11 protein-coding genes are annotated in these 11,920 nt (G+C 63.9%); 6 read left to right on the top strand and 5 right to left on the bottom strand.

Annotated features, from left to right (window positions below; genetic code table 11):
- From EOA28_RS10380 to EOA28_RS10395, 4 genes are all read left to right on the top strand, one after another.
- The coding region (locus tag EOA28_RS10380; protein ID WP_148670680.1) for a glycine cleavage T C-terminal barrel domain-containing protein at positions 1–343 on the top strand (343 nt) is incomplete at its 5' end.
- Positions 344–444: 101 nt separating this feature from the next.
- Complete coding sequence (locus EOA28_RS10385) at positions 445–1,041, top strand: dimethylamine monooxygenase subunit DmmA family protein (RefSeq protein ID WP_127250313.1); 597 nt, start codon at positions 445–447, stop codon at positions 1,039–1,041.
- On the top strand, positions 1,038–2,003 hold the full coding sequence (locus EOA28_RS10390; protein ID WP_127250314.1) for a PDR/VanB family oxidoreductase: 966 nt from the start codon (positions 1,038–1,040) through the stop codon (positions 2,001–2,003). The genes EOA28_RS10385 and EOA28_RS10390 overlap by 4 nt, the downstream gene beginning before the upstream one ends.
- A gap of 9 nt (positions 2,004–2,012) precedes the next feature.
- On the top strand, positions 2,013–3,053 hold the full coding sequence (locus EOA28_RS10395; protein ID WP_127250315.1) for a DUF3445 domain-containing protein: 1,041 nt from the start codon (positions 2,013–2,015) through the stop codon (positions 3,051–3,053).
- A gap of 142 nt (positions 3,054–3,195) precedes the next feature.
- Here EOA28_RS10395 and EOA28_RS10400 read toward each other — a convergent pair whose 3' ends face one another.
- On the bottom strand, positions 3,196–3,918 hold the full coding sequence (locus EOA28_RS10400) for an XRE family transcriptional regulator (protein ID WP_127250316.1): 723 nt from the start codon (positions 3,916–3,918) through the stop codon (positions 3,196–3,198).
- A gap of 305 nt (positions 3,919–4,223) precedes the next feature.
- Between EOA28_RS10400 and EOA28_RS10405 the strand changes: the two genes are divergently transcribed.
- Positions 4,224–5,582, top strand: a complete 1,359-nt coding sequence (locus EOA28_RS10405; protein WP_128314875.1) for an NAD(P)/FAD-dependent oxidoreductase — start codon at positions 4,224–4,226, stop codon at positions 5,580–5,582.
- 67 nt (positions 5,583–5,649) lie between these two features.
- Here the strand turns inward: EOA28_RS10405 and EOA28_RS10410 are convergent, their stop codons facing one another.
- The 3 genes from EOA28_RS10410 to EOA28_RS10420 form a co-directional block, all read right to left on the bottom strand.
- Positions 5,650–6,414 (bottom strand): SDR family oxidoreductase, encoded by a 765-nt coding sequence (locus tag EOA28_RS10410; protein ID WP_127250318.1) that lies wholly within the window; start codon positions 6,412–6,414, stop codon positions 5,650–5,652.
- Positions 6,415–6,499: 85 nt separating this feature from the next.
- Positions 6,500–7,396, bottom strand: a complete 897-nt coding sequence (locus EOA28_RS10415; RefSeq protein WP_127250319.1) for a DUF427 domain-containing protein — start codon at positions 7,394–7,396, stop codon at positions 6,500–6,502.
- The gene (locus EOA28_RS10420) at positions 7,393–9,051 is read right to left on the bottom strand and encodes an ABC transporter substrate-binding protein (RefSeq protein ID WP_127250320.1); all 1,659 of its coding nucleotides are present in this window, start codon (positions 9,049–9,051) and stop codon (positions 7,393–7,395) included. Before EOA28_RS10420 ends, EOA28_RS10415 begins: the two co-directional genes overlap by 4 nt.
- 128 nt (positions 9,052–9,179) lie before the next feature.
- Here EOA28_RS10420 and EOA28_RS10425 point away from each other — a divergent pair, with 128 nt between their 5' ends.
- Positions 9,180–10,085 (top strand): LysR family transcriptional regulator, encoded by a 906-nt coding sequence (locus EOA28_RS10425; protein WP_127250321.1) that lies wholly within the window; start codon positions 9,180–9,182, stop codon positions 10,083–10,085.
- A 105-nt stretch (positions 10,086–10,190) separates the two neighbouring features.
- On the opposite strand, the gene EOA28_RS10430 is transcribed toward EOA28_RS10425, so the two are convergent.
- The coding region (locus tag EOA28_RS10430) for an ABC transporter ATP-binding protein (protein ID WP_148670681.1) at positions 10,191–11,920 on the bottom strand (1,730 nt) is incomplete at its 5' end.

Genomic DNA, 11,920 nt, shown 5'->3' on the forward strand with positions numbered 1-11,920 from the left:
CTTCACCGTCAGCCCCGGCAAGACCGGTTTCCGCGGCGCCGAGGAGCATTATCGGCTGAAGGGCAAGGAGCGCTTCAAGATTTATGGCGTGCTGCTCGACGGCAAGGAGCCGGCGGACGAAGGCGCGCCGGTCTACCGCGACGGCAAAAAGGTCGGCGTGGTGACCTGCGCCATGTATTCGCCCCTGGTCGAGAAATCGATGGGCATCGCCCGCCTTGACGTTGACTGCGCGGTCAAGGACACCAAGCTCGAGATCCGCAACAGAAGCGGCTCGATCAAGGCGACGGCGCAACCCTTGCCGTTCGACGATCCGAAGAAGACCAAGCGGACCGCCAAGGGTTGAGGCATCATCAACGGGGAGGAGTTTCGAGGCACTAGAGCATGATCCCGAAACGTGGGAACCGGTTTTCGGAAAAGATCATGCTCCAACTGATCTAAGGAAGAATGGCAGCCAAGACGATCATCAGCAGGCCCATTTACGGAACCCTGTCTCCACAGCCTGGCAAGCATCACCTCTTCATCGCCGATGCCGAAGGCGCGCTGGCGATCACGGATATGGCCGGCAAGGCGCCGCCCGGCTTTTTCGACGGCGCGGAAATCGACTTCATTCCAGGCTCGGAGGGCAAGCACATCGCGGCCCTGGAAGCATTGAAGCCGGCGCAGCTCCACATCGCGCCGTCCTTCGCCAGCCTCCTGCCGCGTATCAAGCAGACGCTGACCAACGCCCATATGGGATTGCGTCTCTATCTTGCCGGCACCGAGGGCCTGATCGGCCAGGCCATGCAGGCAGCGCTCGAAGCCGGCATGGACCACGCCTCCATCCAGACCGAGCATCGCGGCTCGCTGGCGCGGCGCATGCAATGCGTGCACTGCAAGGGCATCACCGAGAACGTCACGACGCAGCCGGCGCTCTGCTCGCATTGCGGCCTGCTGCTCCTAGTGCGCGATCATTATTCGCGGCGCCTCGCCGCCTTCCAGGGCGTGTGCATCAACGCCGAGGATCGCTCGGAGATTCCTCCGATGGAGGAGGCCTTCCCATGAGCACCGGCACCACCAAGCTCGATGTCGTGGTCAGCGACGTCGTTCCCGTCAACGATCTCGTCACCCGCTTCCATTTCCGCCGCCGCGACGGCGGCCTGCTGCCGACTTTCTCCGGCGGCGCCCATGTCGTGGTGGAGATGCGCGACGGCGACCGCACCAGGCTCAATCCCTATTCGCTGATGGGCTCGCCGCTCGACACGCGCGAATACACGATCTCGGTGCGCCGCGACGATGTCGGCCGCGGCGGCTCGCTGTTCATGCACCGGCAGGTCAAGCCCGGCCTGGAGATGGTGATCAGCTATCCGGTCAATTTGTTTTCGCTCGATCTGAGGGCTAAGAAACACCTGATGCTGGCCGGCGGCATCGGCATCACGCCCTTCATGGCACAGACCTCGCAGTTGGCGGCGGCCGGCGGCAATTTCGAATTGCACTACACCTGCCGTACCGCTTCGCTCGGCACCTATGCCGATGTCTTGCGGCAGCGGTACGGCAACCGGGTCCGGCTTTATCACGACGACCGCGAGGAACGCATCGATCTCGACCGGCTCCTGTCCTCGCAGCCGCTCGGCACGCATCTCTATGTCTGCGGCCCGGCCGGCATGATCAGCTGGGTGCGCGACCGCGCGGCGGCGCTCGGCTGGCCCTCGGAAACCGTGCATTTCGAGCATTTCGCGGCGCCCCAGCCTGGCGCGCCGTTCGACGTGACCTTGGCCCTCAGCGGCAAGACGATCCGCGTCGGCGAGCAGCAGAGCCTGCTGGAAGCCATGGAAGCGGCCGGCGCCGACCCGCCTTATCTCTGCCGCGGCGGCGTCTGCGGCCAATGCGAGACCAATGTGATCTCCTCCGACGGCAAGTTCATCCACAACGATCACTGGCTGAGCGAGGAAGACCATCGTTCCGGCTGCAAGATCATGCCTTGCGTCTCGCGCTTCGAGGGCAAGTCGCTGGTCCTGGAAAGATAGGAGGCGTCAATGGGCATCACCTTTCGCAAGGAAACCTTTCGCGACGACTACACCTTCAGGAACAGCCCGGAGCACATCAGGCGCTTTCCGTTCCCGTTCAACGAAGACGCCTACATGTACGCGGTCAACATCGAGCCGCATGTCGTCGGCCCGAAGGGCTCGGTGCTGGAAAACCTGATCGACGTCGACGAGCACTATGTCGCCGAGATGCAGGACCGCGCCTTGGTGCTGGCGGAGGATCCGCTGCGCTGCCAGTCGCTGCCGCATATGACGCTGGCCGGCTGGGACTTGCTCGAGCTTCTGATGGAGCAGCAGGCGCACGGCTACCCCGAGCATTTCACGCTGCAGCGGGACGGCGATCGCTGGCGCTGGATCAACCGGCCGCTCGGCATCGACGACACCTTCACCTTCGGCGACACCTCGACGCTGCCCTATGGGCCGATGGAATACATCACCCGCCAGAGCCAGGGCGATTTCTGCATCCTCGACCAGCGAGACGGCAATCTGTGGATGGACGCCGGCATGGTCACCACCCAAGCCGACTGGTCGCTCGACTTCGACATCGGCATGAACTTCTTCGAATGGCATGCGCCGGTGCCGCTGGCGCATGAGAATGGCATCTTCACCCGCGCGCTAAAATTCCTCACCAACATCCAGCAGGGCAAGCCGGCGCGGCGCCTCAACTGGACGATGACCATCAATCCGCGCCTCGACACCAGCCCCGAGAATTATCACAAATGGGGTCCGGACCGCGCCACGGTCACGCCTGAAAATGTCGGCCAGAAGGTGCATCTGCGGGTCGAATTGCAGAGCTTCTGGCGGCTGCCGCGCTCCAACGCCATCGTCTTCCCGATCCGCTGCTACCTGATCAAGATGGACGAGCTGGTCACCCAGCCGAAATGGGCCCGCCGCCTGCACCGCGTCATCCGCGACCTGCCGGAGGAACTCGCCACCTACAAGGGCCTGACGCGGTATCGGCCGACGCTGGTCGAGTGGCTGTCCAAGCTTGATGATGGCAGCCCGACGTCACCGGGATTTGGGCCGGACTGAAGACTTGGGTTCCTCGCCCCCGCAAAGCGGGGGAGAGGTGTCCGCGAAGCGGACGGAGAGGGGCCTTCGTAGGGCGCTCCCCTCTCCGTCTCGGCTTCGCCGAGCCACCTCTCCCCACTATCGTGGGGCGAGGAACAACGTGTCACCCCGCACTGTTCTGCGGATAGCAGATGATCGACAGATACCGCATCGGCAGTTGCGTCAGCTCTTCCGGTCCGTGCGGCGCGTCGGCATCGAAGAACAGACTGTCGCCCGGCTTCATCGGATAGAGATTGTTGCCGTGCCGGTAAACCACCTCGCCTTCGAGCATGTAGAGGAACTCCATGCCCGCATGCTGGAAGGTCGGGAACACATCCGAATTCTCGGTCAGCGTGATGAGATAAGGCTCGACCACGACGCCGCTGGTGTTGGCGCCGATATGTCCCAGCAGATTGTACTGGTGGCCGGCGCGCGTGCCGCGCCGCTCGACATCGACACCTTCGCCCGCCTTGACAAAGACGGCGCTGTGCTCTTCCTCGAAGCGGCGGAAGAAGGCGGTCACCGGAACGCCCAGCGCCCGCGACAGCGCCTGAAGCGTCGTCAGCGATGGCGAGGTGATGCCGTTCTCGATCTTGGACAGCATGCCGAGCGAGATGTCGGTGGCGGCGGCGAGATCGGCGACGGTGATACCGAGCTTCTTGCGGAACGCGCGCACCTCATGGCCGATCGCCACTTCGAGTACCTTCTCGCGCGTGTCGCGGATGGCGTGCGGGTTTTGGGTCAGCGGCGTGCGGATCGAGCGTCCGTCGGCCGAAACGCGTTTCGGCGGCACCTTGTCCTTGGCGGCCGCAGCGGCGGGCTTTGTGTCAGAAGTCTTGTTCGGCATGTCGCCCCCGAATCCGCGGATTTATTTCACTCTAGGTGAACATATGCGGTGGCGATACAGGAGCGCAACCGCAAGGGCAAGCCATCGGATGTCGCGGCAATTCTTTATGGCGGTTTCCGTTTTCCGCCGAAATCCGTTCGCGGCAAAGCCCTTGCCCTCAGATGCCTGTTGACAGCACCGAAGACCCAATTACTGTCACTGTGAGTGAAATTTGTTTCGTGAGAGCAATTCCAGGAAAAGTGCCGAACGGTTTTCCGCCCGGAATTGCGTCAAGAAAAAAGTCGAAATCAAAAAGGAGGCCCGCAATGAAATCTCGTGTCGCCGTCATCGGAGCCGGACCGTCGGGCCTGGCCCAACTCAGGGCCTTCAAGTCGGCCGCCGACAAGGGCGCCGAGATCCCGGAAATCGTCTGTTTCGAAAAGCAGAGCGACTGGGGCGGCCTGTGGAACTACACCTGGCGCACCGGCCTCGACGAGCATGGCGATCCGGTGCACGGCTCGATGTACCGCTATCTGTGGTCGAACGGCCCGAAGGAATGCCTCGAATTCGCTGACTACACTTTCGAGGAACATTTCGGCCGGCCGATCGCCTCCTATCCGCCGCGCGCCGTGCTGTGGGACTATATCAAGGGCCGCGTCGAGAAATCCGGGGTGCGCAAATGGGTGCGGTTCAACACGCCGGTGCGCATGGTCACCTACTCCGACGAGACGAAGAAATTCACCGTCACCGCGCATGACCGCACCAACGACGTGACCTATTCGGAAGAGTTCGACAATGTCGTCGTCGCCTCCGGCCATTTCTCCGTGCCCAACGTGCCGTATTTCGAGGGCTTTTCCACCTTCAACGGCCGCATCCTGCACAGCCACGATTTCCGCGATGCCGTGGAGTTCAAGGGCAAGGACATCCTGATCATCGGCCGTTCCTATTCGGCCGAGGACATCGGTTCGCAATGCTACAAATACGGCGCCAAATCGATCACCACCAGCTACCGTTCCAAGCCGATGGGCTTCAAATGGCCGGAGAACTGGAAGGAGGTGCCCCTGCTGCAGAAGGTCGTCGGCAAGACGGCGCATTTCAAGGACGGCACCACCAGGGATGTCGACGCCATCATCCTGTGCACCGGCTATCTGCACTCCTTCCCCTTCCTCACCGACGATCTCAAGCTCAAGACCGCCAACCGCATGTGGCCGCTGGATCTCTATGAGGGCGTCGTCTGGGAGAAGAATCCGAAGCTGTTCTATATCGGCATGCAGGACCAATTCTACACCTTCAACATGTTCGACGCACAGGCCTGGTACGCCCGCGACGTCATCATGGGCCGCATCAAGCTGCCCTCGGCCGAGGCTATGGCCGAGCACAGCGCCAAGTGGCGCGCGCGCGAGGAGACGCTGGAGGATGCCGAGCAGATGATCTGGTTCCAGGGCGACTACACCAAGGAACTGATGGACCAGACCGACTATCCGGGCTTCGACGTCGAGGCGGTCAACCACACCTTCATGGAGTGGGAGCACCACAAGATGGAAAACATCATGACCTTCCGCGACAACGCCTACCGCTCGCTGATGACCGGCACCATGGCACCGGTCCATCATACGCCCTGGCTGCAGGCGCTGGACGATTCCATGGAGAGCTATCTCGAGGTGAAGGGCGTGGCGGCGGAGTAGCGCGGCGCGCCTCCGCCCGCATCCGTCAGATCAGCAAGGTGGGTGTCTAGCGGGACACCCCATCGGTCTACCAGCACACGTAGCCGCCATCGACGATCAGGTCGAGGCCGGTCACGAAGCTTGACGCACGGCTGGCCAGGAACACGGTCGGTCCGACCATTTCCTCCGGCGCGGCCATGCGGCCCATCGGCGTGTCGCGCTTGAAGATCTTGATCTCCTCCGCGACCTCCGGCCGCTTGTTCATCGGCGTCAGCGTGTAGCCCGGGCTGACGACATTGACGCGCAGGCCGCGATCGGCCCACTCCATGGCCAGACTTTTCGACATGTGGATGACGGCGGCTTTGGAGGAGTTGTAGTGCGCCTGCGTCAGCCCGCGGTTGACGATGGTGCCCGACATCGAGGCGATGTTGATGATGGAGCCCGCACGCCGGGGAAGCATGACGCTCGCCTCGGCCTGGCAGGACAGAAACACACCTGCGACATTGACCTCGTGCACCTTGCGCCATTTTTCCAGCGGCATGGTCTCGGCCGCTTCCGATCCGGCAATGCCGGCATTGTTGACGGCAACCGTTAGCGCGCCGAGTTCAGCTTCAACCCGATCGATCGCCGCGGTCAGGTCGGTTTCGGACGTCACGCTGCCGGCCAGCGCCAGCGCCTTGCGGCCGAGCGCCTTGATCTTGTCGGCAGTCTGCTCCAGTCCGCCGTTCGAGGCATGGCCGAAGCAGGCGACATCGGCGCCGGCCTCGGCAAGCCCGATCGCGATCGCCTGACCAATGCCGCTGCCGGCGCCCGTCACCAGCGCCACGCCGCCGTCCAGTTTGAAAAGATCCATCGCACCCTCCCTGATTGCGGGAGGGTATGCGCTGAATGGCGCCTCGATCAAGCGGCCTCATCTGGCCGGCCGGAGGCCTCGAGGTTCAGAAATAGCCGTCCGACGCCGCCGTTGCTTCCTTCGGGATCTCCACGCCGTCGACCAGGATCTTGTCGACCAGCTCGTGATGAAAGCACACCAGCCCCTTGATGCGCTCGGCCTCATGCACCGGCTCGGGATAATACCAGACCAGGTTCTCGTGCCGCTTCTTCGGCGTCGTCACATGGTAGTAGTTGGAGATGCCCTTGTAGGGGCAGCGCGAGATGTAGCGGCTGGGCGCAAACATATCGAGGCGCGTGTCCGAGATCGGCAGGTAGTGCCGAACCGGATGTCCGGTCTCGAACAGGAAGACGCCGCGCCGTGAATCGGCCACCTGCTCGCCGTCGAGGATCACCTGCACCCGCCGCGACGAGGGCAGGCAGTCGACCCGTCGGAACGGGTCGCGGGCATGGACGAAGATCTCCTCGTCCTCCTCATACCAGTGGGTCATCTTCGGCCAGTAGAAGGAGATATAGTCCTGGATCGGGGGGCAGCCCTTGATGGGATCGAGGTAGCGCCAGGCGCCGTCCTCGACCAGCGTGATGCCGGTGTTCAAAGAATAATGCGTGGCGACACCCTTGAACGGATCCTCCGTCTTCGTGCGGCTGGGCAGCAGGAACTCCTCGCGCACGTCGCTCATCGGGAAGTAATAGACCGGCAGATGGTCGCTCTCCTGGAACACCAGCGCCTTGGTGGTGTCGGCGACGATCATCGGCCCGACCTGCACCCTGATCCGCTTGGGCGAGGGCATGGTGAAGGAGACATAGCCCGGTTCGAACTCGTACTGCACGATGCCGTCGAGGATCGGGAAATGCGGCCCGCGGCCGCGCAGATGGGGCTTGCGAATGGTCGTCGTCCTCTTCTCGTCGTTTGCTGCCGGGTTCTTTCGCGCGGTCACGGTCATGACGCCACCGATACGCGATCGAGCAGCAGGCCGGCGGCGATCGGCGGCACGCCGCTGACAGTCTTGCGCACGGGTACCAGCAGGTCCGGGAAATAGCTGAAGATCACCGGCGTCTCATCGAGCAGCAGCTTCTGGATGTCGGAAGCGGCCTTGCGCTGGGCGTCGAGGTCGAGCGCCTTGAGGTAGCCGGTGACCAGCCCGTCATAGGTCGCGTTCTTGAAATGCGCCGCGTTCCACGACCCGTCGCTGACCAGCGGGCTCTTCAGGAACACGTTCGGCACGCTGCGATGCGCGTAGTCGGTGATGCCGAGCGGGCTGTCCAGCCAGTCCGACTGTCCGAACACCGCCTTGCCGTAATATTTGTCCTGATCCTCGATGTTGAGCGCAATGCGCGCGCCGATCTCCTTGGCGAAGTTCTGGAACAGCTGCGCGTAACCGGGGATGTCGGAATAGCGCAGCGTCGTCAGCGTCATGTCGAAGCCGCTGCCAAGGCCGGCCGCTTCCATCAGCTGCTTGGCCTTGGCGATGTCCTGCGTGCGCTGGGCAATCGATTTGTCGGTGACCGGGAAAGCCGGCGCGAACGGGCTGTCATTGCCGGTCGCCGCCATGCCGCGGCAAAGTCCGTCGACCAGCTTGGAGCGGTCGATGCACAAGGCCAGCGCCTGGCGCACGCGCTTGTCGATGAAGGGCGCCATGTCGCAGCGCATATGCAGCTGGCGATGCGCGGTGGACGCCACGCGCAGCACCGTTATGTCGGGGTTGCCGAGCACCACCTGGCTGACGTCGAGCGGGATGGCGTCGAGCACGTCGACCTCGCCTGCCTGCAGCGCGAGAATCCGCGGCTGCACATCGCCATAGAACTTGAATTCCAGCCGGTCGGGCAGCGCCTTCTCGCCCCAATAGTCGGCATTACGCACGAACGTCGCGCCGACCTTCGGCGTGTAGCTTTCTAGCCGGAACGGACCGGTGCCTTCGAAGGTCTTCTCGTAGTCGCCCTTGTAGCTCGCCGGCAGGATGACGGCGTTGTAATTGTCGATCGACACCGAATAGGGGAAACTGCCGTTCGGCGCGTCGAGATGGAATTCGACCGTGTGGTCGTCGACCTTGCGCGTGCCGCCCTTCGACAGCAGGCCCTTGAACACCGAGAGAGCGTTGGAGGGGCCGTTCGGATCGGCAAGGCGATCGAAGGTCGCCACGACGTCGTCGGCCTTGAAATCCTCGCCATTGTGGAATTTCACGCCCTTGCGCAGCTTGAAGGTCCACACGCTGCCGTCGGCATTGGGCGACCAGCTTTCGGCCAGAACCGGCTTCAGCGTCAGGTCGGGCTGCGTCACGCACAGGAACTCGGACGTCTGGAAGGCGAGCTGGTAGCTGCCGCTGTCGTAGAAAGTCACCGGATCGATGGCGCCGCCGGGCACGGCGATGCCGGCGCGCACCGTGCCGCCCGGCTTGCCCTCGGCCCGCGCCTGCGGAGCGCCGAGACCGACCGCCGAAGCGATGCCGCCGAGGAAGGGCAGCGACAGCCCGAGCACGCTGCCATGGCGAAGGAATTCGCGCCGGCCGATCCTGCCGGCGAGCAATTCGTCGATAGCGGAATTTTCGATTGCGCTGAGGGTTTTGCGAGCGGCGTCGATCGTCCTGAAATGCTTCGGCATGGCGGCATACCTTGTTTTGTCGCGGGGGCTTTGGCATTTAGGCCATTGTTGACCGCGACCGGAAAGCGATATTTTCTGATTGAGGCCATCGAAGATTTCGATGGCGGTAGCTCAAGGGGCAGAGGACCATGGACACGGAGAATCTGCGCAGTTTCCTGGAGGTCGCGGCGCATGGCAGCTTCACCGTGGCGGCCCATCGGCTGAACCTCGCCCAGTCGACCGTCAGCGCTCGCATTCGCGGCCTGGAGGAACAGCTGGGGCGAAAACTGTTCGTGCGCGACAGCGACGGCGTCACGCTGACGCCGGCCGGCCGGCAGTTCCTGCCGCATGCCTCGACGATCACCCGCACCTGGGAGCAATCGCGCCAGGACATCGCCGTTCCCGATGGCTACGAGACGCTGCTCAGGCTGACCGCGCCCGCCTATCTCTGGGACAGCATCACCTCGCCCTGGATCGACTGGATGCGCGCGAAACGGCCGAATGTGGCGCTCAGGCTGGAGGGCAGCTTCCCCGATCTGGCGATCGACCAGATGGCCGAAGGCCTGCTCGACATCTGCATCCTCTATCTGCCCAGGCCGCATCCGGGCATCGTCTATGAGACCTTGGCCGTTGATCAGGTGGTTCTCGTCCAGCACAGGGATCAGCTCGGATCGTGGACGAATAACTACATCCTGATGGACTGGGGGCTGGAGTTCCGCGTCGAGCACGACCGCGCCTTTGCCGGAATGGTGAAGCCGGCGATCTCGGCCGGGCTGGTCTTCATCGGCCTGCAGCACGTGCTGTCGCAGAAAGCGGCCGCCTATCTGCCGCTGAGCGCGGTCAGCACTCATATCCAGCGCGGCGAGTTGAAACGCGTCGAGGACACGCCGGTCTTTCAGCGCCCGATCTACCTTGCCTATCCGGAGAACCCTGCCTCTTCCGATGCTCTCGACCTCGCGCTCACGGGCCTGCGCACGCTCGCCAGGAACCTGTCCGGCGATCAGGCTTTCGCGGAGAGCGACCGCGCCTTCAGCATGTTAAAGCATGTCTCCTGAAAGTGGGGGCCGGTTTCAGGATAAAGACATGCGTCAATCAAAAACCTAAAGCGCATGGAGCGATCTGAAAGATCGCGACGCGCTTTAGGCGCGGCGGCATTCTGATCACGCCGGCTCCACGGCCTTCGGCTTTTGCAGCCTTGCCAGTTCGTCGTAAGGGATATGGCATCGGATGGTATGCCCGGGCTGGGCCTCGGAAAGCTCCGGCTCCTGCGTCTCGCAGATCGCGCCGATCTTGCGCGGGCATCTGGTGTGGAAGACGCAGCCCGTCGGCGGGTTGGCCGCGCTCGGGATCTCGCCGTCGAGGCGGATGCGCGAGCTCTCGCTGCGGTCGAGCTTTGGAACCGCCGACAGCAGCGCTTCGGTGTAGGGATGATGCGGCCCGGAGAACACCGCTACCGACGGCCCGAACTCCATGATGCGGCCGAGATAGAGCACCGCGATCTTGTCGGAGAGATAGCGCACCACGCCGAGGTCGTGCGAGATGAAGATGTAGGAGACATCCTGCCTCGACTGCAGGTCGGCGAGAAGATTGAGGATCGCCGCCTGCACCGAGACGTCGAGCGCCGAGGTCGGTTCGTCGCAGACCACGATGCGCGGATCGCCGGCAAAGGCGCGCGCGATCGCCACGCGCTGCTTCAGCCCGCCCGAGAGCTGGCGCGGCTTGACCGCCAGATGCCGGTCGGTGAGCCGCACCGAGCGGACCATCTCTTCGAGGCGCGCGTCCAGTTTCTTGCCGGTGAGCCCGCCCAGCCGTTTCAGGGCGCGGCTCAGGATATGCCGGATCGAATGCGAGCGGTTGAGCGCGGAGTCCGGATTTTGGAAGACGATCTGCACCGCCTTGACCTGATCCTCCGAGCGCATGGCAAGCCGTGGCGCCAGCTTTTTGCCCTCAAGCTCGATCGAGCCGCCTTCGTCGGGCGGGACAAGGCCGAGCAGCAGCCTGGCGAAGGTCGTCTTGCCGCTGCCGGATTCGCCGACCAGGCCAAGCGTCTCGCCGGGCCTGAGGCTGACCGAGACGTCCTTCACCGCCCGCAGCGGACGGCCGTGGCTGGCATAGGTCTTGTTCAGCCCTTCGACCTGCAGCACAGGCGGCGCCTGCTTCGGTGCGACAGCGGGAATCTCCGCGGGTGTCGCGCGCGGCAGCGACTGCGCCTTGTCATGGTAGTGGCAGCGCGACAGCCGGCCGTCGCCGACCTCATAGAGCGGCGGCGGCTCGGCACGGCAGCGTTCGGTGGCCAAAGCGCAGCGGTCGGCGAAGGCGCAGCCGACGATGGTGGCGCCGATGCCGGGCAGGAAACCGGGGATGGTGTCGAGCCGGCCCTGGTCCTTGCGCTGGCCGCCGCGCGGCAGGCAGCGCAGCAGCGCCACCGTGTAGGGATGGCGCGGATCGTTGAAGACGTCCTTGGTCGAGCCTTCCTCGACCAGCATGCCGGCATAGAGCACGCCGACCCGGTCGCACATGTTGGCGACGACGGCGAGGTTGTGGCTGATGAACAGGATCGAGGCCGACAGTTCGCGCCGCAACTGCCCGATCAGGTCAAGCACCTCGGCTTCCACAGTGGCGTCGAGGCCGGTCGTCGGCTCGTCGAGGATCAGCATCGATGGGTCGTTGGCCAGCGCCATGGCGATCGCCACGCGCTGCTGCATGCCGCCCGAAAGCTGGTGCGGATAGCGCTGCATGACGCTGACCGGATCGGAGATGCGAACCCGGTTCAGCATGGCGGTCGCCTTGTCGGTGGCCGCCTGTCCGGTGATGCCGGCGAGCTCGAAGATCTCGGTCAGCTGGCGGCCGATGCGCAGCGACGGGTTCAGCGCCTTGCCCGGGTCCTGAT

Source organism: Mesorhizobium sp. M2A.F.Ca.ET.067.02.1.1 (genome assembly GCF_004023285.1).
GTDB lineage: Bacteria > Pseudomonadota > Alphaproteobacteria > Rhizobiales > Rhizobiaceae > Mesorhizobium.